Annotated in this window: 19 protein-coding genes; 9 read left to right on the forward strand and 10 right to left on the reverse strand. The window is 46.2% G+C overall.

What is annotated here, in order from left to right:
- Positions 1-123: 123 nt before the first annotated feature.
- Complete coding sequence (locus V1358_RS16600; protein ID WP_347391496.1) at positions 124-309, forward strand: PA3496 family putative envelope integrity protein; 186 nt, start codon at positions 124-126, stop codon at positions 307-309.
- A gap of 37 nt (positions 310-346) precedes the next feature.
- On the opposite strand, the gene V1358_RS16605 is transcribed toward V1358_RS16600, so the two are convergent.
- Together V1358_RS16605 and V1358_RS16610 are read right to left on the reverse strand one after the other, a co-directional pair.
- Positions 347-646, reverse strand: coding sequence for an AzlD domain-containing protein (locus V1358_RS16605; RefSeq protein WP_347394257.1), 300 nt, complete (start codon positions 644-646; stop codon positions 347-349).
- Positions 643-1290, reverse strand: coding sequence for an AzlC family ABC transporter permease (locus tag V1358_RS16610; RefSeq protein ID WP_347391498.1), 648 nt, complete (start codon positions 1288-1290; stop codon positions 643-645). Before V1358_RS16610 ends, V1358_RS16605 begins: the two co-directional genes overlap by 4 nt.
- 153 nt (positions 1291-1443) lie before the next feature.
- On the opposite strand from V1358_RS16610, the gene V1358_RS16615 reads away from it, so the two are divergent.
- Positions 1444-2082 (forward strand): cytochrome b/b6 domain-containing protein, encoded by a 639-nt coding sequence (locus V1358_RS16615; RefSeq protein ID WP_347394258.1) that lies wholly within the window; start codon positions 1444-1446, stop codon positions 2080-2082.
- A gap of 185 nt (positions 2083-2267) precedes the next feature.
- On the forward strand, positions 2268-5639 hold the full coding sequence (locus tag V1358_RS16620; RefSeq protein WP_347394259.1) for a S8 family serine peptidase: 3372 nt from the start codon (positions 2268-2270) through the stop codon (positions 5637-5639).
- A gap of 64 nt (positions 5640-5703) precedes the next feature.
- On the opposite strand, the gene V1358_RS16625 is transcribed toward V1358_RS16620, so the two are convergent.
- Both V1358_RS16625 and V1358_RS16630 read right to left on the reverse strand, forming a co-directional pair.
- Positions 5704-6156: a c-type cytochrome gene (locus V1358_RS16625; protein WP_347391501.1), complete on the reverse strand. Its 453-nt coding sequence runs from the start codon at positions 6154-6156 to the stop codon at positions 5704-5706.
- A 114-nt stretch (positions 6157-6270) separates the two neighbouring features.
- The gene (locus tag V1358_RS16630) at positions 6271-6741 is read right to left on the reverse strand and encodes a DUF2721 domain-containing protein (RefSeq protein WP_347391502.1); all 471 of its coding nucleotides are present in this window, start codon (positions 6739-6741) and stop codon (positions 6271-6273) included.
- A 259-nt stretch (positions 6742-7000) separates the two neighbouring features.
- On the opposite strand from V1358_RS16630, the gene V1358_RS16635 reads away from it, so the two are divergent.
- Both V1358_RS16635 and V1358_RS16640 read left to right on the forward strand, forming a co-directional pair.
- Positions 7001-7372, forward strand: coding sequence for a DUF4870 domain-containing protein (locus tag V1358_RS16635; protein WP_347391503.1), 372 nt, complete (start codon positions 7001-7003; stop codon positions 7370-7372).
- Between the two features lie 45 nt (positions 7373-7417).
- Complete coding sequence (locus V1358_RS16640) at positions 7418-7864, forward strand: YqaA family protein (RefSeq protein WP_347394260.1); 447 nt, start codon at positions 7418-7420, stop codon at positions 7862-7864.
- 22 nt (positions 7865-7886) lie between these two features.
- Here the strand turns inward: V1358_RS16640 and folX are convergent, their stop codons facing one another.
- From folX to V1358_RS16665, 5 genes are all read right to left on the reverse strand, one after another.
- A complete protein-coding gene (gene folX / locus V1358_RS16645; RefSeq protein ID WP_347394261.1) occupies positions 7887-8249 on the reverse strand; it encodes a dihydroneopterin triphosphate 2'-epimerase in 363 nt (120 codons plus the stop codon).
- A gap of 9 nt (positions 8250-8258) precedes the next feature.
- Positions 8259-8813, reverse strand: coding sequence for a GTP cyclohydrolase I FolE (gene folE, locus V1358_RS16650; RefSeq protein ID WP_347391506.1), 555 nt, complete (start codon positions 8811-8813; stop codon positions 8259-8261).
- Between the two features lie 11 nt (positions 8814-8824).
- On the reverse strand, positions 8825-9532 hold the full coding sequence (gene folM, locus V1358_RS16655; RefSeq protein WP_347391507.1) for a dihydromonapterin reductase: 708 nt from the start codon (positions 9530-9532) through the stop codon (positions 8825-8827).
- A 140-nt stretch (positions 9533-9672) separates the two neighbouring features.
- Positions 9673-10503, reverse strand: coding sequence for an NAD(+) synthase (gene nadE / locus V1358_RS16660; protein ID WP_347391508.1), 831 nt, complete (start codon positions 10501-10503; stop codon positions 9673-9675).
- Positions 10504-10585: 82 nt separating this feature from the next.
- On the reverse strand, positions 10586-14986 hold the full coding sequence (locus V1358_RS16665; RefSeq protein WP_347394262.1) for an ATP-binding protein: 4401 nt from the start codon (positions 14984-14986) through the stop codon (positions 10586-10588).
- Between the two features lie 304 nt (positions 14987-15290).
- On the opposite strand from V1358_RS16665, the gene V1358_RS16670 reads away from it, so the two are divergent.
- On the forward strand, positions 15291-17549 hold the full coding sequence (locus tag V1358_RS16670) for a penicillin acylase family protein (protein ID WP_347394263.1): 2259 nt from the start codon (positions 15291-15293) through the stop codon (positions 17547-17549).
- Here V1358_RS16670 and V1358_RS16675 read toward each other — a convergent pair.
- Positions 17542-18633 carry a GGDEF domain-containing protein gene (locus V1358_RS16675; RefSeq protein WP_347394264.1) on the reverse strand — a complete coding sequence of 364 codons (1092 nt, stop codon included), beginning with the start codon at positions 18631-18633 and terminating at the stop codon, positions 17542-17544. The genes V1358_RS16670 and V1358_RS16675 overlap by 8 nt on opposite strands.
- A 202-nt stretch (positions 18634-18835) precedes the next feature.
- Here V1358_RS16675 and V1358_RS16680 point away from each other — a divergent pair, with 202 nt between their 5' ends.
- From V1358_RS16680 to V1358_RS16690, 3 genes are all read left to right on the forward strand, one after another.
- A complete protein-coding gene (locus tag V1358_RS16680; RefSeq protein ID WP_347394265.1) occupies positions 18836-19717 on the forward strand; it encodes an MBL fold metallo-hydrolase in 882 nt (293 codons plus the stop codon).
- Positions 19718-19779: 62 nt separating this feature from the next.
- Positions 19780-20709 carry an SPFH domain-containing protein gene (locus tag V1358_RS16685; RefSeq protein ID WP_347394266.1) on the forward strand — a complete coding sequence of 310 codons (930 nt, stop codon included), beginning with the start codon at positions 19780-19782 and terminating at the stop codon, positions 20707-20709.
- A gap of 256 nt (positions 20710-20965) precedes the next feature.
- Entirely contained in the window at positions 20966-22786 is a 1821-nt protein-coding gene (locus V1358_RS16690) for a fasciclin domain-containing protein (protein WP_347394267.1), read from the forward strand.
- Positions 22787-22801: the final 15 nt, after the last annotated feature.

Raw genomic sequence — 22801 nt, forward strand, 5'->3', positions numbered from 1 at the left:
AAAAAATCTCACTTTTCAGTTTTGGGATTAGCAGCTATTTATTCACTCGAAGGCACTAGGCCCTTTATTCAATGAGCAGTGTAGCTGCCATTGATCTCTGTTTTGATTTTTTTGGAGTGTATTGTGGGTAAAACATATTCCTATGATGCGGTAGAAGACGATTTTGTTGAAGATGAATACGAAGCGATTGGACGCAATCAAAATGATCGTCGTAAACGCAAAGTAAAGAAAAAGCTTGATGATTATCTAGAGCAGCGAAAGCTCAGAAAAAATCTCGGCTACGATGATTTTGACGACATTTCGGATTAATTAGAAAAGGGGCGCATGCCCCTTTTTTAGTTTCTTGCTAACGTAAGGCAAAAAATACCGCCATAGAAACCAATGTGGTGGCGTAAATGCTCTGTGTTTTATATGCGGTGGCGATGGCTACAAGCGCCGCTATCAAATAGGGATTAGTGTAACTAATCTGCCACTTGCCGTCGGGTAGCAATGCGATAGGCACCCAAATCGCAGTTAACACCGCAGGAGCACTAAAGCTCAAAAAACGCTGCATTTTAGGGCCAACCCTAAAGGGTAATGAGCGGTGCAAAAATAAGTACCTACTTGAGAATGTAATGGCGGCCATGACTAACAGCGTAGTGATCATTGTTTCACCTCACGAGTCATAAGATAACCACAACTCATGCCCAGTAAAGCACTCGCTACTAGCCACATATCAAACCCCCACGATTTTAGTGCGGCAGCACTGATACCAGAGACCATCACACATGCCAGCGTGGCACGATTTTTTATTGAAGGAACGACCAAAGCGATAAAGGTTGTCGCTATGGCGAAATCGAGCCCTAGGTTGGTTAAATCCGGTAGCAGCTGGCCCGCTACAATGCCTATTAATGTCCAAATATTCCAAAACACATAGAAGCTAAAACCCGCGCTAAGGGCATAAATAAGACGAGCTTTAGTTTGGTAGGCTTTGGGGTGATGAGAAAAAGCAAATAGCTCATCGGTGAGCACAAAACTAACCGGCAATCGCCAGCGTAAAGGTTGGGCTATGACTTTTTGTCGAACAGCAAGGCCATACAGGAAATGGCGAGAGCTGATGATGAATGTGGTGATAGCAATGGTGAGTAACGAGGTGTCACTAGCGATGAGTTCTATCGCCACAAGTTGTGCTGAACCAGCAAAAACGAGCAGCGACATCAATTGCGCCTCGAAGGCGCTAAAGCCATTTTGCATTGCCAAAGAGCCACACAATATCCCCCAAGGCAACACCGCCAAATTGAGAGGCATCATATCCAGCTGTCCTTTGAAAAAGGCCACTTTGTTCAGGTTATTCTTTTTTCTTGGTATTTTGTCGTTGGTCATCTTCAAATCTAATCGTGTAAAGTTCGCTCTGCTCGAAGAGTTTGGCATAATCAACATCATTGCAAAAGAAGTGGAACTGTTATGAAAGTTTGGGATGGATTTATTCGTTTTTTTCATTGGGCACTTGTTGCCTGTTTAGCTGGCTTGTATTTCTCAGCTGAAGAAGGGGCTATGGACCTGCATTTTGTGATCGGCTACGTCACTTGCGCTTTACTTATTACGCGTCTTTTTTGGGGGATGTTCGGCAGTGAAACCGCACGCCTTTCAGCACTAATAAATGGGCCCAAAGAGGTCGTGCAGGCGATTAGATCACAGAGCATGAAAGCGGGGCACAATGCCGCTGGTGGCTATATGGTGTTATTGTTTTTTGTTTTGATTGCGACTCAGTTGGCGACAGGTTTGATGACAACAGACGACATCCTCACCGACGGTCCGCTGGTGCAACATGTGCCTTATGAGTGGGTAGAAATAGCATCATCACTGCACCATCAAAACTTTGATTGGCTATTAATAGCAATAGCACTGCATATTTTGGCGATTATTGTTTACGCACTACGTGGTAAAAAGCTGGTACCTGCTATGATCACGGGTCGTAATCAACAAGTTAATGGCAAGGTGCAAATGAAAGCGAGCTGGCCAGCATTTATATTGTTCATGTTTGCATTAACATTGCTAATGATGACGTGGGGTTACGAGCCATTGGTCGCACTCTTTTCGTAGAATTGTAAAGATTTGTTACAAATTTAATAAGTCATTGCTTCATAGTCGTTTTTTGTTCAGGTAAACGCTTACATCGGATATTAACCGGTAGTTTACAAATGTACTGGATTGTAACGTACCTATTTTTAGTTATATTGTTCGACGCTTGGATAAAGCGTAATGGAACTATAAATAGGAAACCAACTATGAATAATAATAAAATGCGCCTAAGTGTAATCGCACTAGGCATCTCTTCTGCGCTGGTCAGTGCCTCTGCAGCCAGCGCCAACTTAACAACACAACCAAAATTATTTGATGCACAGAAAAAGCCAATCGTTGAGCGCCAAGTTGCACAATTAGAACAACAAAAACAAGCAGTTGCTTGGTTAGTAGAACTAAACGGTCAACATCTCTATGGTGTGAGTAAAGCGAACCAAGCATCTGTAAGTGCAGAAATTTCTAATATCCAACAGCGTGTTATGAGTGACATGCAAAATATGGATTTAGGTCTAAATGTGTTAACTCGTACTTCTAAACTCGCTAACGCATTGGTAGTAGACGGTGACGAAGCGCAAGTAAAGCAGCTAGAAAAACACCAAGATGTTAAAGCAATTTACCCTGTTTACGACTACGAACTTGCTGTTGAAGACAGCGCTAATTACATCAACGCGACACCGCTAGTTGAAAATAAAATCGCTACGGGTGAAGGTGTGCGTGTAGCCGTTCTTGATACTGGTATCGATTACACCCACGCAGCGTTTGGTGGTGAGGGTACTGCGGAAGCGTACGCAGCGGCTATTGCCGATGAAACCGTGACTTGGCCACAAGGCATAGTTCAAGGTGGTTATGATTTCTACAATATGGACCCAGACCCAATAGACAATGGCACCAACCATGGTACCCATGTTTCTCACTCGGTAACGGGTATAGCGCCGAACGTTGATTTGTTCGTGTATTCAGTGTGTGCGGGTGGTTGTCCAGGTATTGCACAGCTCATGGCACTTGAAGCAGCTATGGATCCAAACGGCGATTTGGATATCGAAGACCGTGTAGACGTTGTTAACATGTCTCTCGGTGGAGATTTTGGTGATGTTGCTCAAGATGCCGTAGGTCTATTTATTAACCGCGCTGTAACGCTAGGCACAAACGTGGTTGTCTCTGCTGGTAACGATAACAACATTCCATATATCGTCGGTGGACCAAGTACGTCAGAGAATGCACTATCTGTGGGGGCGATGACACACCCAACTAATACGGCAAGTGTGGCTACCGGCACAGTGGCTGGTGAAGAGGCGATTTTCCAAGGTGCAAACTTTGGAGCTACTGATTTTAGTTTTAGTAGCGACGATATTGAGCTGGTATACCCAGAAGCAAACCAGACTGCGTGTACTGCATTTGCAGACGATGTGGACTTCACTGGCAAAGCTGTCCTCATTGACCGTGGTGGCTGTGCGTTCACGCAAAAAGTACTTGCGGCACAGGCTAACGGTGCGGCGTTTGTGATTATTGCCAACAATACTGATGATGGCACGCCTGCGCCAATGGGCGGTTTTGATGCTAACGTAACGATTCCATCTGTAGGTACAACCTATGCTGTAGGTATGCAGCTTAAAGAAGGTGCGAGCTTTAGCGTCAGCGTGAATACTGTAACCACAGATGGCGCAGTAGCGAGCTTTTCGTCACGTGGTCCATCAGTAAGTGGTTTACTTAAGCCAGAAATTACTGCGCCGGGTGTGAACATTATGACTGCTCATCCTGGCACGGGTACTGGCGAGTCTGGCGCATCAGGTACTTCTTTCTCAGGCCCGATCACAGCGGGTGCGATGAGTATTCTTAAAGAAGCATTGCCTGAGCGTAACGCACACGAGCTTAAAGCAACCATCATGAATGCGGCTAACCTTGACGTGACCATGACACCACGTGCAGTGGACCCAGAGACAGAGCTTGCACCAATCAGCTTAATTGGTTCGGGTCTTGTGGATGTTGAAAAAGCGGCCAATCTGCCTGTTGCTGCGTGGGCAAAAGACACTCGCCAAGCTGCGTTGTCATTTGGCTTCCACAGCCTTGCTGAAACCACAACGATGACCAAAACGGTGCAGGTGAAGAACTTCTCTAATTCTGCAAAAACCTATGATCTTGCATGGCAGCAGCGCTTTGCTGATGATTCTGAATCAGGTGCAATTAGCGCTGAATATCCTGCATCAGTTAGCATCCCAGCAGGTCAAACAGTTGAATTTGATGTGACCGTAACTGTTGACCCTACAAAATTGCCTGAGTGGAAAATCAATTACACCAATGCTTGGAAGTCAGAAGCGGGAGCATTTTTAACTAAGTCTGAATTAGACGGTGCGCTTATCTTCAATGAAAGTGGTGAGGAAGCGTTGCACTTGGTGTATCACGTACTTCCGCGCGCAGCTGCGAAGCCAGTATTCGGTGCTGAAAAAACAGCTGATGGCGTTATCTATACCGTGAAGAACGAAGGTGCGACAGATTTCGAGCCGATGATTCTAGAAAACACAGCAACAGACGAAGTGGGCGACTCTGAGCGTTTAGACATTGTTGCAGGTGGTGTTGAAACGTTGCAGGTACCGACAGACTTCTGTCAGTCTGGCTACGGTGTATTTACCACAATCGTGCTTGATAAGCCTATTACATCAAACTTTATTGGTAACTTCGCAGCAGAGTTTGACTTGAACAGCGATGGTCAATGGGACGTACGCGCTCATTCCCTAAGCTACCGTTCTTTTGCTCAAGGTGTACCACCGATCGCGGTAACTTACACTGTTCCAACTTATAGCTTGAACGACTTGTTCTTCAACAGCGGCACTAACTATGTCACGTTACAAAACTGTATCGAAGACTATGGCCTAACTGCGTCAGACCTCGGCACTGTAAACGCAACAGTTCGTTTCCGCGTTGGTGAAGGCTACTATGACAGCACAGGTGCTAATGCAGTTGACTCAGTAACAGGTAGTTATGATTTTGCTCCAGCACAAGTTGTAGCTATGCTTGTTGACGAACAAGGCGACGCAGTTGAAAGCCTAGCGCCAGGTGAAAGTGCACAGTTCCTATTTGCTGATGCAAACTTCACAGTATTGTCATCATCAGGTTCTGCTGCGGTTGTTACATCACCTCGTGCAGATATGAGTGTGGCACCAAGCTTAGCGGATGCAGAGTTCACTGTTGCGGAAAACACTGAAACTGGCACAGTGATTGGTACTCTAGCAGCGATGCGTAATGCACCACTAGCGGGCGCTATTTCAGAATTCATCGTAACGAGCTCAACGTCGACAGCAATTGATGTCACTGACAATGGTGACGTGGTTGTTGCTAATGCTGACCAGTTGGATTTTGATGCTGGTCTAGAGCAAGTGACGCTAACAGTTGTAGCGACAGACTCAACAGGTAATATCTCAAACGAAGCTAACGTTGTTGTGAAGGTGCAAAACCTGCTTGATGAAGCAGCAGAGCAACCTGCACCACAAGTAGCAGCGAAAACGAGCACAAGCTCAGGTACTTGGGGCTGGTTAACTTTGCTAATGGCTCCAGCATTATGGTTACGTCGCCGTCGCGGCTAATCATGTTGCTTTAAGCATAAAAAACGGCGCCATCGGCGCCGTTTTTTTATAACCCAATAGTGGATTAATCTTTGAATGATTTGTGGCAATCTTTACAGCCTTTCGCCCAATTCTGGAAGGCTGGAACGATTTGCTCTTTGTCGCCTGTTTGTGCTGCAACAGCAAGTTCTTGTGCATATTTAGCAAATGCATCTGCTTTTGCATCAAAGGTTGCGCGGTCTTCCCAGATTGCTGGAAGTGCGTCAGTGTCGCCTTTGTCTGAACCAGTAACGAATGCTTCCCATGGCATTTGTGACAGTGCAGCTGCGTTGTTTGCACGTTGTTGGAAACGCTCAGCGTCGAAAGGTACTTTACCTTTTAACATGTCGCCCATGTCGCCTATTTGTACACGAATCAATGAGAACGCAGATTGACGGTAGTCAATGGCATCTTCTGGCTTTTCGAAAACTGAGTTTGCAAGTGCTGATGTTGAACCTGCAGCCAATACTGCTGCGGCGATAATTGCGTGAAGTTTCATTCCTTTTGCCCCTTATAATAAATGATGTTCCTTTTTACCTAAGGGGCTGCGCAATGACAAGAGTTATGCGCTAATAACTGGGCTAAACACTTGTTAGCACAGCTTTACATAGCGTTATTCGCCGATGTCGATATCCGCGAAAATCATGCCCCTTCTCATGCTGCGGGTGGCTAAAAATACCTCAGCTAACAACGAGATAAACGCCAATATCAATAGCAGCATTGCTATCATAAAACACAAGGCAATTGTGGTGCCTAGATTCACTGATTGAATGCTCGCAACGAAGAGCAGCATGACCACTGCACTGACTAATGTTGCACTTAGAACACACAGGCTAAAGGCTATGTGAATACAGCGCGCACGTTTAAGTAAGGCTCTCAATTCCGTCGTCAATGAGCGGTTAAACTCTTCATCACTGCTTATTTTTAGCTTGCGCTCAAGTGTTCTTGCTCGGTCCGTTACTCGCGCTAGTCGGCTTGATAGAACGCCTAGCGTTGCGGCTATACCGGTAATAAGAAAAACGGGCGCCACGGCGGTTTGGATAACCTTCGCCATAGTGAGAATATTTACGACTTCGTTGTTCACATGTACTCCTTTTTGCTAGTTTGACGCCGCAGTGTAACGGTTAAGAAATATTTCTCCTAGAGTGTGCTGCAGCAAAAATGCACATCAACCATCAAGTTTGTAACTGACAATGATTTCTTAATGGGCAGGTTTAAACAATTGAAAAATATCTAGGCTCACACTACACGGAGTATGGTATATATTTGTACTGAATGTGCGCTGAGAACTTATTGTTCACGCAACATGACAAATAACATTAATAATAATCACAGGAGTGAGCATGGAGCCGGTATTACCCGAAAACAAAAATAACACTAAAGGCAGTGATGAAAACACCATGGCGATGTTGTGCCATTTATCGGCATTGGCTGGATTTATCCTACCCTTTGGTTCGATTCTTGGGCCACTCGTTGTTTGGTTAGTGAAAAAAGATGAAATGTCTATTGTTGACAGGCATGGTCGCGATTCAATCAACTTTCAATTAACTATGCTCATCGCCTATATCGTCAGCTTTATTCTCATCTTTGCTGTGATAGGTATAATTTTGCTGCCAGTGGTTGCGCTGTTTTCTTTCATCATGGTGATAGTCGCATCGATTAAAGCGTATGAAGGTAAAGAGTTCACGTATCCATTAAGCTTCAAATTCTTGTAGAATACGCCCAGTTTAAATGTCTTACTAAGAGGTGAATGAAGCGCGATGGCTTATTTGAGCTTGTTGTTGAGTGCATTCATCTCTGCCACCTTACTGCCGGGTTCTTCCGAAGTTTTACTCAGTACTCTGCTGCTAACGGGTGAGCATGTTTTACTGTTGCTTTGGTTCAGTGCCACGGTGGGCAATGTGCTTGGTAGTTGCGTCAATTATGCCCTCGGTACGCAAGTAACACGTTTCGCGGATAGAAAATGGTTTCCCGTCTCAAAGCAAGCGATGGACAAGGCCCAAGCGCAGTTCAACCGATATGGTGTCTTTAGTTTGTTGTTTGCTTGGTTGCCGATTATTGGCGACCCTCTTACGGTTGTTGGCGGGATATTTCGCGTGCCATTTGGTGTATTTGTGCTGTTAGTTACAGTCGGCAAAGGGCTGCGTTATGGTGCGGTGATTGTCATGACGTTAGGGCTTGAGGCGCTATTAACTAGCGCCTCTTAGCGAGCGTCTCTTTACCCGCTGGCTATTGCGGTCGGTGCCAATCCAGAGTCAGCGACACAGAATCGGCAAAGCGCAGTGCATGGGGCTTATCAACGCGGACTTTAGCGTAATGCACACTGTCATGAACGTGACATAGCGCCAAGATTTCCGCAACCAACTTTTCCAACAGTAAGAATTGCCCTTGTTCGACGAGGCTAATCACCGCTTTAGTGACGGTTTTGTAGTTGAGAGCTTCATTGACTTCATCTTGCTCACACGCTCTGTCAGCAGGGTAGTGAATCTCGATATTGATTACTACGTCTTGCTTTTTCTCGCGCTCTTCAGGATTAAAGCCGATGAAGGTGCGCAGCCTTAGGTTCGTAACATTGATAATCGCGTTAGTCATCGGCGCGCCTTAGTTTTTCACCAGTTGCAGAAACTCATTACGTGTTTTTGGATCAGTGCGGAAGTTACCCAGCATGACCGATGTGCGCATTTTTGAATTTTGCTTTTCAACACCGCGCATCATCATGCACATATGCTTAGCTTCGACAATAACGCCTACACCTTTTGCACCAGTCACTTCTTCAACCGCGTGTGCGATTTGATGCGTTAACTGCTCTTGAATTTGGAATCGACGCGCGTACATATCAACAATACGGGCAAATTTAGATAGGCCTAATACCTTGCCATTGGGGATATAGGCGATGTGGGCTTTACCAACAAACGGCAACAAGTGGTGTTCACACATGGAATAAAGCTCGATATCTTGTACTAGCACCATATCATCTGCATCAGAAGTGAATACCGCGTTGTTGGTGATTTCATCCAACGTTTGGCGATAACCTTTTGTGAGATACTCCATAGCTTTTGCTGCGCGTTTAGGGGTGTCTAGTAGGCCTTCGCGTTGTGGGTCTTCACCTACTGCGGAAATAATTTCTCGATAACTTTTTTTCAAATCGTCGTGCATAGTGTTCTCGTTTATTTTAAATGACGGCCGCCGTCGATAGCTAGGCTGCGTCCGGTAATGTAGTTGCTGTTGAGTAACATCTCAACGGCGGCGATGATCTCTTGGCAACCAGGCTCAATGCCCATGAGTGATTTGCGCAAGGTCTTTTCCTTGTACTGCTCATCGTCATCTTCGTTAAAAATAATCAATGAAGGAGCAATGGCATTCACTTTGACATCCGGTGCCCACTTGGCCGCGAAAGATTTAGTGAAATTGTCCAATGCCGCTTTTGATGCGGCGTAAGCAAGGTGTTTTGGACTACCTGTCTCGACCACGTAATCAGTAAGATGAATTACATCCGTGAATTCACCATCCACTTTCAACATGTCTTCACAATACTGGTTGATGAGATAAGGTACTTTGGCGTGAATACGCATCATAGCGTCAAACAGCTGGGCATAATCTTTATTGGTTTTTTCGCAATCCCAGCTCGAGGCGTTGTGGATGATAGCCCTTAACTTGGGTGTTGCATGGCGTAATTCTTTGATGAAGCGCATGATGCTGTCATCGCAGCTGAAATCAGCTTGAATACAGGTTGCCCCCGACGCCTCAAGCTCATCAACAGCTTGGTGGCGAGTACGATAGGTGATGATGACCGCATGGCCTTGATGAATAAAATGTTGTGCTAGGGCCAAACCAATGCGTTGACCTGCACCTGTTATCAAAATAGGAAAGGACATAACTTCCTAATAATAAGAGTGATTAACTCTAACTATAAACAAATGACAGAATGATTGCAGTGTTTACGAGCACAAAAGCGTTGGCGATCAGTGTGGGAGGAGGTTTAATTTGGCACTGGCGGGCGCCAGTGCCATAGAGATTAATCGTAAATGGTCGGGATTGGCTTGCGTTTGTGTTGGGTGCGCAAGTAAATACCGATGATTTTATCTTCTACTTCTTGGCTCAGTGGTTTGCCTTCTAAGAAGTCGTCAATTTGGTCGTAGCTCAGACCCAAGGCATCTTCATCAGCTAAGCCCGGACGGTCACATTCGAGATCCGCTGTCGGTGTTTTGTGAACTAGGCTTTGCGGGGCTCCCAGCGCTTCTGCAAGTGCGCGAACTTGGCGTTTTGATAACCCAAACAGTGGCGCTAAATCGCAGGCACCATCACCAAATTTGGTATAAAACCCGGTGATGTTTTCTGCGCTATGGTCGGTGCCCACAACCAAGCCTTGGTGTAGACCAGCAAGCTCATATTGCGCAATCATACGTTGGCGTGCTTTGACATTGCCTTTTACGAAGTCGACTTGCGCTTGCGCCGGAAGGCTAAGGTTTGTTTGCGATAACCCCGCAAGGACTTGCTCATGCATGTGGTCGCTGGCAGGCTTAATATTCACCGTCACACGTTGGCTAGGTTTGATAAATTCCAGCGCTAACTGTGCTTCGTCTTCATCAGCTTGCACGCCATAAGGTAAGCGCACAGCAATAAATTGGTACTGATTGGTGTCATGCTCTGCGTTGAGTTCGTCAATCGCCAGTTGGCATAAACGACCGCAGGTTGAGGAATCTACACCGCCGCTGATGCCTAAAACCAAAGAATGGCAATGTGCTTGTTGCACTGTGTGTTTGATAAATGCCACTCGGCGTGCAATTTCATGGTCAATATCAATGCTAGGTTGCACCTTCATTTCGGCAACGATGTCGGCTCGCATAACTTCCTCATTCGAACTAAGTAGTAAGCGCTCATTATGTAAGTATTTGGGCAAAAGTTAAAGCATGTCGTGTTGTGATGGCTCAACTGGCCACATGCCACTGCATTAACTTATTTATGAGGGTATCGGGTTTGAGTGGTTTGCTTAGGTAATCATTCATACCGGCATCGAGGCACTTTTCCTTGTCCCCATCCATCGCATTGGCCGTGAGCGCGATAATGATGGCACTGCGATAGTACTCACCGGCAGCACCTTGGCGGATTTGACTGGCTGCTTGGTAGCCATCCAGTACGGGCATTTGGCAATCCATAAGGATCACGTCAAAGGGGCCCTGATCTGAACTCTTCAACATCTCAATGGCTTCTTGGCCATTATTGGCTACCGTATACTGACAGCCTTGCTTATCGAGCAATGAGGTGGCGACGATTTGATTGACTTTGTTGTCTTCTACTAGCAAGCAGTTCATGCCTTTCAAAGAGCTTGGCTCAGTATCCTTAGTTTCTTGTTTAGGTGAGGCTTCGTTGTAAATGTCGTAAGCGGTGAGCGGATAAAATACTAAGCGGTAGTCTTTGAGCGTAATCTTTTTATTAGCTTCTTTGGCCTGTTCAAGATGGGTGACTATCAACACTTTACTGCCACTAGGGAGTTGCTGTTGCAGCTGTTGTTGCAAGGCATTGTTTTCGGCAAACAAGCTATTTATATCAACGATTAATCGCACTGGCTGTGTTAATGCAGCAAGTAATTTTTCATCACTATCAAACGTTTGTACATGAGCACCCATAGCTCGGCAGTGTTTGGCTGTGAGTTCTTGCTGCGCCGCATCATCATCAATGATGCACACCGGCAGGCTTGTTAGCAGTGATGAAATTTCAGTGTCTTTGTTTACTTTTAGTGCGATAGAGAATGTAAAGGTGCTGCCTTTGCCGACTTCACTGGTGACCGAAACCGAGCCGCCCATGAGTTCACAAAGTTGCTTCACGATCGCCAGCCCTAAGCCTGTACCGCCATATTCGCGTGTTGTGGAGCTGTCGGCTTGAGTAAATGCATCAAATAATTGCGACTGAGCGGCTTCGTTAATGCCAATGCCGGTATCAATGACACTGCAAGTTAGTTTGGCGTCAGGGGTGATGCGTGCAACCAAGGTTATGCTGCCATTTTCGGTAAATTTAATGGCATTGGAGAGCAAGTTTGCGACTACTTGTCGTAAACGATTAGGGTCACCGTATACCATGCGGTAGCTGACGGCTTGAGTTTCCAATAATACCTGATTGCCTTTTTGTTGTGCTTTGAGTGCCATGGATTCCACGGTTTGACTCAGTAATTGGTGCAGATCAAACTCCACTTCTTCAAGTTCTACCTTTCCAGCTTCCACTTTCGAAAAGTCGAGTATGTCATCTATGATACTGAGCAAAGCGGTGGCTGAGGTGCGCGCTAAATCCAGTTGGTGCAGCTGTGAATCGTTGAGTTCGCTGTGACTAAGCAGTTCCATCATACCTATCACCCCATTCATGGGGGTTCTAATTTCATGGCTCATACTGGCGAGAAATTCACTTTTTACTTTTGCCGCGTGTTCGGCGTCCTCTTTCGCTTTACGCAGGGCAAATTCGGTGAGCTGGCGTTCATGGTTAGCGAAAACACCGCCAACTATGCTGGCGATAGCGAGTAAAAAGTTCTCGTCGCTTTCACTCCAGATGCGCGGCTCATTGCAGTGTTCGGCGCACACGACACCAACAATGCCATCGCGACCGGGAATAGCACAATCTAGGATGGCGTGGATGTTTAGTGGCTGTAGGTAATCTTGTAAAAAATCAGCGGTAACTTTGTCGTGTTGTGCGTGGGAAATACTCAACACCGCGCGGCGTTTGATAGCGGTAAAATAGGCAGGGTGTTCGCCTGCCCTTAATACGGCACCGTCGGTGTGGCTGTTGAGTTTTAAGTCATACAAAGAAATTAGGTTAAGGTGGGCTGATTTTTGGTCAAATAGCCAAATACTCGCTCTATCTACTCGCAAGGTTTGGCTTATCATGCGAGTTATCGTGTGCTTGGCCATGCCCAAGTTACCGGCAATCACAGCTTCATTGAGGGTAAGTGCGGCCAAGGCATTGTTGCGCTGTGATAATTGTTGTTGTTCTAATTGTGCGCGCTTCTCGAGATCGATATCTTGGATTGAGCCGAACACGCGAACACATTGGTTTTCGGCAAACTCAGCCTCGCCACGCACTCGAACCCACTTCATCTCGTCTTGGCCTGTTTTGATCTTTAACTCAGCATCAAAGGTTTCTTGCCCGGTAATAGCTTTATTGACGAGAATTTCGATTTTCTTTTTCGACGCTGGAATATAAAAATCAAACAGATTATCGGCGGTGATCTCAAAGTGCTGATCCACCTGATGAATTGCTCTATTGACTGGTGACCAAAATGCCTTTTTGGTTTGCACATTCAATTCCCAAGCGCCGATGTTCGCTTGTTCGCTCATTGCTTCGAGCATGTGCTTGTGGTGTATCAGTTGCTCACTAATTTGTTGTTGCTGAGTGATATCACTGGCCACTAAATAGATTTTTTCTTTGTTACCATCAAGCGCCAAATTGATGCGACACAGAATACTTTTTCCTGAGTGGCGGCGTAAATGCGCTTCAAATTCTATTTCGCTGCTGAGCACGCCGAGCTCATTAATGTGCCCTTGCACTGTTTCTTTACTGCTGTTGCAAACAAAGTCTAGGAAGGGGTTCGCTACCATTTCACTGGCCACGTAACCAAGGCCAAAATACATGCGGTTATTCACGCGCTCAATAAAACCATGGAGATTGAGAATGGCCATAAAGTTGGCATTGAGCTCAAAGAAACTCTCTGTTTCTTGTTTAGCGTGGATCAGTGCCAGTTCCGTTGCTTTTTTACTACTAATGTCGATGTGGGTGCCGATCATACGTTTAGGTTTACCAGTATTTTCCCACTCAATCACGCGACCCGTATCAAGGACCCACACCCAATGTCCTTGCTTATGCTTGAGGCGAGTTTCACAAACAAAGAGGTTCGTCTTCCCTTGCCAATGTTGCTCTAAATGTGTGTTGCATTGGTTTAAATCATCGGTGTGCATGTGATTGAGCCAAGTATCCACATTAACTGTCTGTAGTTCAGCCAATGAGTAACCAATGATTTCGCACCAGCGATCATTCACGCGTAACTCGCCACTGCGAATATCCCAATCCCAAATTGCCACGCCTATGGTATCAATCACCAAAGTGAGACTTTGCGACTTCTCTAGCAGTGACGCTTGCGTCGCTTTTTTCTCTCTTTGGTCTTCAACAAGCAGCCAGAAGTAGCCTTTTTGAGACGATTTATCAAAACGCACACCAGATATTTGCACCGGATAATTGGCATTTTGATGCCACAGTGTTTCTAGGGGGGCTAAACGTTCGCCATGCTTGAATGCTTGCAACTGAAGCTCGCCATGTTGTGCTGCTGAAAACACGTCACTGAAGGTCATTTTTCTCAATGTGTCCATCGGGGTTTGCACGTTATCGATAAGGGCTTTATTGGCATGAATAAACTCCCCCGTATTGGCATTGCACAGTGCAATCCCTATGGGTGAAAGGTCGTACAGTGTTTGCAGGCGCTGTTCGTTGTCGAGTAATTGCTGTAGTAAGCGTTTGACCCAAAGCAGGAAGAGCAGAATTAAGCATGTCGCCGCGATGATGCCTAGGCGAGGGTACATATAGTGGCTTGTCGGCGGCTGCCAGCCGTGTTTGGGGCGCACTGATAAATGCCACCTTTGCGACGGTAAGGTGATTGCCAGGCTAATTGCATCGTCAACTAGGGCTTGCCTTTGACCATGTAAAAGATGTTTTTGCTGATTGGCTATATCGCGATACAAGGCAACGTCATAGGTGTTAGAAAACTCTGTGATACCACTGTTTAGAAACACCTTTTCGGCATCAAGAACAGCTGAGATAAGCCCCCAAAATGGGGTGTCATCGTTGTCTATAAATACGGGTAGCCTAGCGATGATGCCGCTGCCGCCTTGCACTAACTCCAGCGGACCGGCAATGGTAATATCGCCACTTTCTTTTGCACTGAGAACCAGTTCTCGTTGGCTATCATTCTTGAGGTAATCGAGTCCAATCGCTTCTTGGTTGCCTTGCAATGGATACACCATGGTAATAACCATATTGGGTGCTAGCGCAATGTTTCGCAGTTCCTTTGAGCTTGAGAAAATACTCCGTGCAATGGAGTTGAATTGGCGTTGTTCTAAGTTTGGCTGTGCCGCGATTGCTGGAACTAGGCCGCGGACCAATTGAATATTAGCGGTCATCAAAGCTTGCAGTTGTGCGCTGTACTGCTGTGCTTCTGTACTCACATCTTGGCGATAGTTTTGCGCCGCTTGGCGATAAATGACTTGGTCGATCGCAAAAGCGATCCCTATGATGACTATCACTAAGGCGTAGAAGGAACTGGTGTAAAGTCGTGTTTGCGGCGAAGCACTCATTAATGCGTTTTTGATTATGAAAGCGGCTTTCTACACTATAGTTTATGAGCCCTTATTGTCTACTTTGCTAAGTTAACCTGCTGATTTAATTAGGGCAAAGTGCATCATAAGCTGTTTTATCACATACATTCAGCCCTGTTGTGTTGGTTTGGCTGCGCAGAGGTAGGGTTCGCGGGTGGTGGGTATGGCGGTATATCACAAGGACATGCACACAATTTGCTCACATCTTGTGCCAACGAACCACAAAAATGTCATACACTAGTGCTCACAATAATAAAATCATAAAGATACGGATAAGTTAACCATGTTCAAATGGGGAAAGCGCCTAGTCATTACCGCCATAGTTATACTGCTGTTTGCCACAGCCATTATCTATGGTGTTCTTTCATTAAGTTTACCTGCCTTAGACGGCCGCGGTAGCAGTCGAGCTATCGATAATGTTGTCACCATCAAGCGAGACGCGTTGGGACAGGCCATTATCGATGCGCAAAGTATGGCTGATGCAGCCTATGGTTTAGGTTTTGCTCACGGCCAAGATCGCTTTTTTCAAATGGATTTACTGCGTCGTAATTCAGCGGGTGAGTTGAGTGAACTGTTTGGTGAAGCAGCCTTAAAACTAGATAAGAAAATGCGCTTTCATCAACTTCGCAAACGCAGTGAGCGCATGTATGCGCAGTTGCCCGCTGCTCAGCAATTGGTGCTCGAGCGATATGCTCAAGGAGTCAACGAAGCACTGCAGGCCCAATCAATGAAGAGCTTTGAATATTTGCTTACGGGGGCACAGATGCAACCTTGGCAGCCAGTGGATAGCTTGTTGGTTATCTACAGCATGTATTTAGATTTGCAAGCCAGCACCTTCGAGCGTGATATGGTGCTTGAGCAAATTGAGCAACTCTACTCTGTTGAAATGCGAGAATTTTTGACTCAAGCCAGTGAGTATCAATCGGCACTCGATGGCAGTGAGATCCCCCGAGATGAATTAGCGATCCCCACTTTGCCGAGCACGGCAGTTAATGCACAGATCAGTGAGATCATCCCTAATGAAGAAGTAGGGAGTAACAACTGGGCGGTTTCCGGTGAGTTGACCGCCAGCGGTCAACCTATGCTTTCGGATGATATGCACTTAGGTTTGGCTGTGCCAGTAATTTGGTATCGTGCGCAATTAAATGTGGCGGATTTGCAAGTTACAGGGGTATCACTTCCGGGGGCGCCTGCCATAGTCGTCGGTAGTAACAACCATATCGCCTGGGGTTTTACGAATGCCTATGTGGATACCTCAGACTGGATTCGACTGAACGACGACGCCGATGTGATTAGCGTAGAAGAAATCATAAAAATAAAAGGTGGGCAGCCGTACTCATACTCTTTTCCTAAGAGTGATTATGGCCCAGTGCGCAGCGTCAATGGTCAGCGTTATGCGCTCAGTTGGGTGGGGCATTATGACTATGCCTTGAACCTAGATTTAGCAAATCTTGCCAGCGCAAAATCAGTAACGGAAGCGTTTAACATTGCCGACAACGCTGGTATGCCAGTACAAAACTTGGTCGTGGTTGATACCCAAGGGCAAATTGGTTGGCAACCTATGGGTGCCATCGCTGCGCGCACTAACCCCAGTGATGCGGCATTAACAGAGGCCGATTTTCAACAAGCGTGGTTTGATAACGAGCCGCAACGCCCTCGGGTGATGAATCCAATAGATGGTCGTTTGTGGACGGGCAATGCCCGAGTAATATCAACCCAAGAGCTTGAGCGCTTTGGTGATGGTGGCTATGCGTTGGGTGCAAGGCAACAACAAATTCGTGACCGCTTGTTTGAGCAGTCTCAATTCAACGAGCAAGACTTCCTTGCGCTACAACTAGATAACGAAGCGCGCTTCTTATCGAAGTGGCAAGCCCTGTTAGTGGCTACCCTTGAAGAGCAGGGCAGCGAGAACAATTTAGAACTTGTACAGCAGTGGCAAGGTTGCGCCTGTGCTGACTCAGTGGGGTATACCTTAGTGCGTTATTTTCGCAGTGCAGTTATTGATACTCTGTTTGCGAGTATTGAAACGCAGTTAGGTGAACACCAGCTATCACTTGGACCTATCCGTCGTAATTTAGAGCCGGCATCATGGCAACTCCTTGAAGATCCAAGTGTTTGGGGGTTGGCCGACAAACAAACTCTGTTGTCAAAAAGCTTCAACTTAGCGCTAGCACGCATCCGTGAAAGACACGGCGATGATATCGCGAATTGGCAATGGGGCAAGGTGAATGCGATGGCGCTCAAGCACCCCTTTGCGAAGCAAATCCCGCAATTAAGTCAGTGGTTAAATATGCCAATAACGGAAGGCTTTGGTGACAGCTTTATGCCAGCAGTTCAGCGTCCTGAGTTTGGTGCGTCGCAGCGCTTCATTGCTCAGCCGGGTCGCTTGGAGCAGGCAATCATGGCAGTACCAGGGGGTCAATCTGCACATCCATTGTCGCCGTTTTATCGTGTCGGGTTTGAACAATATGCAACGCATCAGGCGACACCTCTATTGCCAAGTGAAGCCACTCATCGTATTGAAATTCGCCCAGCTAACTAGTTTGGGTGAAGGATGATGTAGCGGCTGCTACCGTAGTTTGGTCGCGGCCGTTATATTTGCTTTTGTACAATGCACCATCTGCTTTGGCGATGGCTGTGCTCAGTGAGTCGTTGCTTTGCCATTGCACGATGCCAAAACTGAGAGAAATTTTGAGCACCTCGGGCAGGTCATCTACTTGAATATTCTTTACGCTGTAGCGCAGAGTTTCGATGCGCATCAGTGCTGTTTCGATGGAGATATTCGGTAATACAATAATGAACTCTTCTCCTCCCCATCGCGCCACAATGTCTGAAGGCCGCGTCTGTGTGACAAGCAACATGCCTAACTCGCGCAGCACCGCATCGCCAACCTCGTGACCATATTTGTCATTAATGTCTTTGAAGTGATCAACATCGCCGATCGCGATACAAATGTCTTGGCCATTAGCCAAGCAGCGTTTCTGCGCACGGTAGATAAGTTCTTTTGCAAAGCGGCGGTTATATAAATTTGTGAGGTAGTCTTTCGTAGCCATCTCTGCGAGAACGCTGCGTTGTTCCAAGGCGATACGGCGAATGAGCGCCAAGGTGTAAATCATCGGTATCCCCGCGATGAGAATATTTACGACCTCAATGAGTTGCACGTAGTCAGCGAGAGCATATGGGTATGGCGTACTTGCAAAGAGTAAATACATCAGGGCAAAAGTGATGATGAGCGCGCCGCTGTATAAAATGGCGTGGCCCATTTTCATTCTGTAATCAACCAATAAGATGCAGGAAATGCTCCAAAGGTAAAACTGAAAGCCCGCCCCTGTCCCCATGAAATAGCAGCATGCGATAGAGTGAATGATGACTTCCGCGCTAAATACTCTCAGCCCAAGGCTTGGGTGTTGATGGTTGATGAAGTGAATGCCCAAAAACCAAGCTAAGGTGCTGAAAATATTGAGTACAGCCAGCTCGTTGGCACCAATTAGATAAAATGTAGGTATTAACAGCGCGTGGATTACACCAGCAAAATAAGCAACTTTGGTGATAACGGCAAATTTGAGCGTTTCTACTTTCTCAAAGATGCTCTCAACTATGTAGTTATCTGTAGCCTGGTCACTCACTTGCGGCACTACGACACTCTCACTATTGCACCAAGTTAAACAGTATAGTGCATGTGGAGAAGTTTGCGGAACGAGCTCCCATTATGGTGTTAATTCCAACGCGTTGAAATTCCGAAAGTTGCCAACGTACAAACGGATTGTGAGCTACACTGAGCATCGATGCGTAGTACAGAAGTAATCTCAATTCATAAGGGAAAGAACAATGAAAAAGAACAAATCCTCAGTGCTGTTTGGTGCCATCGCCAGTGCAGCGATGTCCTTAGGTATCGCATCTGCTCAGGCAGATGAAGTCGAAATCAAAACGCAGAAACTCACGGATAATATCTACGTATTGTTCGGGCGAGGCGGCAATATCGCGGCGCATGTAGGCCAGCAAGGCACCTATATTATTGACGATCAATTTGCCAAGCTTGCGCCGCAAATTAAAGCCAAGCTCAAAGAACTCAACCCAGATGCAGCGGAATTTGTGATCAATACGCACTATCACGGTGACCACACGGGTGGGAATGAAGTGTTCGCCCAAGCAGGTGCGCATGTGATTGCGCATCACAATGTACATAAGCGTTTGCAGGCGGAGCATGGCGAAGATTCAGACTTCTTGCCGAGACTGAGTTTCTCAAAAGATATGACTCTGCATTTTAATGGCGAGCACGCTCGTTTACAGCATTTTGCGCATGCTCACACTGATGGCGACAGTGTTGTGTTTTTCGATAATGCTAACGTTGTGCATATGGGTGATATTTACTTTAATTTTGGTAGCTTACCCTTCGTTGATGTTGATGGTGGTGGCAGCGTTGATGGTATCTTAGCAGCGGTGCAAACGGTGATTGATGCGATTGCTGATGACACGCAAGTTATCCCCGGTCATGGACCGATGAGCAATAAAGCAGGTTTGCAGAGCTATCACGCACTTATAAGCAAGGCGAAAGCGATTATGCTTGAGGCCATTGAAGAGCACAAAACACTGGAGGCGGTTGTAGCTGCAGATCCATTGGCACAATTAAACCTTGAGTATATGGGGTGGCTGCCTAAAGAGCGTGTTACCACGTTGTTTTACCGCAGTCTTACAGGCGAGATTAATTAACATTTGTAACTGATTAATTTATACTCGCTGTTTCTACTGGATAGATTTATGGAACAGTGAGTATGAATAACAACAATAATTTACCTGACATCTCAGCCAAGGTTGGCAATAAAAAAGGCCTTATCAGCACAGTTTTTGTGGTGGTGATTGTGGTTCTCGTGTTGCTCAAAAGTATGTACACCGTAGACGAGGGACACGTGGGCATTATCAAACGTTTTGGTGAAGCGACTGAACAAGTAAATCCCGGTCTACACACTAAAATTCCGTTTGTTGATACAGTTGAAATGCTAGAGATCCGCACTCGTAAAAACGTTGAAAAATTGCGAGCAGCAACGCATGAGCAGATGCCTTTGACCGCAGAAGTGAGCATCAACTGGACGGTTAACCGTGAAGAGGCGTTTGATTTGTTCAAAAGCTATGGCGGTTTAACGCAATTTGAAAGTCGTATTCTTGATCCTAAATTACGTTCAGCAACGAAGGATGCGCTGGCTCGTTACAAAGCAGAAGAGCTAATCCAAAATCGTTCGCAGGTAATCGCCCGCATCGAAGAGCTGTTGCTTGAAGAAATGAAGTCATATCCCGTTAAACTAGACTCTGCGCAAATTGAAGATCTTGTATTACCGCCAAAATACATTCAGTCGATTGAAACTAAGCAAACAGAGAAGAACTTAGCTGCGGCTGAAAAGCACAAGTTAGAGCGCCAAAATCTGCAAGCTCAGCAAGAGGTGAATACTGCCAATGCACAACGTGATGCGGCAAAGGCAAAAGCTGATGGTTTAGCTTATGCCATTAAAGTGGAAGCACAAGCGCAAGCTGAAGCGATCCGCTTAAAAGGTTTAGCTGAAGCCGAAGCGATGCAGAAAAAAGCAGAGGCGATAAAGAACAACGCTACCTTGGTTGAATACATTCGTGCTCAGCAGTGGAATGGTCAAATGCCAACAACGGTCATGGGCTCTGACCAAGGTATTTTGTGGAACATGAAAGAGAAGTAACTTTCCGTTAAAGACGCAGGTTTTACATTGCGTAGAAATTTTTACCAAATAGCAGTGCTTCGGCACTGCTTTTTTGTGTCTTTGTAAAAGAGTTATTGAAACGCTGCATAGGCTTAGTAATTACGGCGTTTATAGCGCTTTTTAATAAGGGGAAATACACAGGTAAGATCAAAAAAATAACATTTTATTGATCGCTTTTTATTCTTCATTGCGTAAGTAACGAGGCTATCTTGTTACACTAATGAGGGATTAACACGTGAAGAACTTACTAAAATTACTGCTTATACCGAGTTTGTTGGTACTTACTTCGGCTTGTAGTGATGACGACGATGATAAAAGTCCTACAGAGCCGCCATCAATGCCCCTAACTTCTGTGGTCGACGTTGCAGCCGGCTCAGATGATTTCGATACTTTGGTTGCTGCGCTTGAAGCTACAGGCCTCGATGCGACGCTTAGCGACATGGACTCACAGTTCACCGTGTTTGCACCAACCGACGATGCATTTGCATTGTTGGGTGAAGATACGATTAACGCGCTGTTAGAGGACCCAGACACACTTTCATCTATCCTGACTTACCATGTATTGGGCTCTCGAGTTGAATCGGGTGCGGCCATTGCTGCTGCGGGCTCTACAGTCGAAACGGTAAATGGTGCGTCAGTTGGTCTATCTCTTTCTGGCGACAACCTGCTAGTCAACACCGCTACAGTCACCAGCGTTGATATCTACGCGTCAAATGGCGTTATTCATGTTATTGATGCCGTGTTGATGCCGCCTAAACAAAGTGAAGAAATGCCCACGATGAATATCGTCGAGACGGCCGTTGCCGCTGGTAATTTCACCACCCTCGCAGCAGCGCTTGAAGCAGCCAACTTGGTCACTGCGCTTAGCGACGAAAGTGAAACCTATACCGTGTTTGCTCCGACTGATGACGCGTTCGCGGCGCTGGGCGAAGAAACTATCAACACCTTGCTTGCAAACACTGATGTGTTGAGTGAAATCCTATTACAACACGTTGTCAGTGGTGAAGTTGATGCGGTGACTGCATTTAGTTTAAGCGGTATGCAAGCTGAGACGCTGTCAGGCAACATGATTGATATCATGATTGACCCAGAAACGGACACGCTAAAATTTGGCGATGCTACCGTTACTATGACTGACATCATGACCACCAACGGCATTATTCATGTGCTCGACACTGTGGTAGTTGGCGATGTACAAGTGCCTGCACCTGCTCAGTCGATTGTTGATATCGCAGTAGCAGACGGTAACTTCACATCACTCGTAGCGGCGTTGCAGACCACTGGTTTGGATATGGTGCTTGCTGATATGGACCGTGAGTTTACGGTATTTGCGCCAAATGATGCAGCTTTTGAAAAGTTAGACCAAGCGACAGTAGATGCATTGTTCGCTGACGCTGAAGCGCTATCAGATTTGCTGCTATACCATGTATTACCTGACACCACAGTGCAGTCAGATGCGGCTATCGCAGTTGCAAACTCTGATAATCCGATGATCACTATGGCCAATGGCGACATGGCGACATTATCTGTCCAAGACAACATGCTTTACATTGACCAATCACAGGTTATTGCGGCCAATGTTGCAGCGGATAATGGCGTGATTCATGTGGTGGATACGGTGTTAATGCCACCACAGCAATCAATCGTCGATGTTGCTGTGGGCGCGGGTAACTTCACCACGCTAGTGACAGCACTGCAAGCGACAGGTTTAGATGTCGTACTTGCGGACTTAGACAGGGAGTTTACGGTATTCGCACCAACAGATGATGCGTTTGCTAAGCTAGACCAAGCGACATTGGATGCCTTACTTGCTGACCCAGATGCGCTTTCTAACATCCTGTTGTATCACGTGATTGCCGATACCACCGTGATGTCTGACGCTGCTATCGCTGTTGCAAACTCAGACAATCCAATGGTGGAAATGGCAAATGGTTCCATGGCTAGCTTGTCTATACAAGATGGCATGCTGTATATCGATGCTGCGCTCGTATCGGCTGCTGATGTAGAAACAGATAACGGCGTCATCCATGTCATTGACACTGTGATTATGCCTTAGAAATCCTACTATCTG

This window comes from Pseudoalteromonas pernae (assembly GCF_039831865.1).
GTDB lineage: Bacteria > Pseudomonadota > Gammaproteobacteria > Enterobacterales > Alteromonadaceae > Pseudoalteromonas > Pseudoalteromonas pernae.

Bases quoted from the DNA above. Each gene is read 5' to 3' on its own strand.
- V1358_RS16605 (WP_347394257.1), bottom strand. From the start codon at position 646: ATGATCACTACGCTGTTAGTCATGGCCGCCATTACATTCTCAAGTAGG.
- V1358_RS16610 (WP_347391498.1), bottom strand. From the start codon at position 1,290: ATGATGCCTCTCAATTTGGCGGTGTTGCCTTGGGGGATATTGTGTGGC.
- V1358_RS16615 (WP_347394258.1), top strand. From the start codon at position 1,444: ATGAAAGTTTGGGATGGATTTATTCGTTTTTTTCATTGGGCACTTGTT.
- V1358_RS16620 (WP_347394259.1), top strand. From the start codon at position 2,268: ATGAATAATAATAAAATGCGCCTAAGTGTAATCGCACTAGGCATCTCT.
- V1358_RS16625 (WP_347391501.1), bottom strand. From the start codon at position 6,156: ATGAAACTTCACGCAATTATCGCCGCAGCAGTATTGGCTGCAGGTTCA.
- V1358_RS16635 (WP_347391503.1), top strand. From the start codon at position 7,001: ATGGAGCCGGTATTACCCGAAAACAAAAATAACACTAAAGGCAGTGAT.
- V1358_RS16640 (WP_347394260.1), top strand. From the start codon at position 7,418: ATGGCTTATTTGAGCTTGTTGTTGAGTGCATTCATCTCTGCCACCTTA.
- folX (WP_347394261.1), bottom strand. From the start codon at position 8,249: ATGACTAACGCGATTATCAATGTTACGAACCTAAGGCTGCGCACCTTC.
- folE (WP_347391506.1), bottom strand. From the start codon at position 8,813: ATGCACGACGATTTGAAAAAAAGTTATCGAGAAATTATTTCCGCAGTA.
- folM (WP_347391507.1), bottom strand. From the start codon at position 9,532: ATGTCCTTTCCTATTTTGATAACAGGTGCAGGTCAACGCATTGGTTTG.
- nadE (WP_347391508.1), bottom strand. From the start codon at position 10,503: ATGCGAGCCGACATCGTTGCCGAAATGAAGGTGCAACCTAGCATTGAT.
- V1358_RS16665 (WP_347394262.1), bottom strand. From the start codon at position 14,986: ATGAGTGCTTCGCCGCAAACACGACTTTACACCAGTTCCTTCTACGCC.
- V1358_RS16670 (WP_347394263.1), top strand. From the start codon at position 15,291: ATGTTCAAATGGGGAAAGCGCCTAGTCATTACCGCCATAGTTATACTG.
- V1358_RS16680 (WP_347394265.1), top strand. From the start codon at position 18,836: ATGAAAAAGAACAAATCCTCAGTGCTGTTTGGTGCCATCGCCAGTGCA.
- V1358_RS16685 (WP_347394266.1), top strand. From the start codon at position 19,780: ATGAATAACAACAATAATTTACCTGACATCTCAGCCAAGGTTGGCAAT.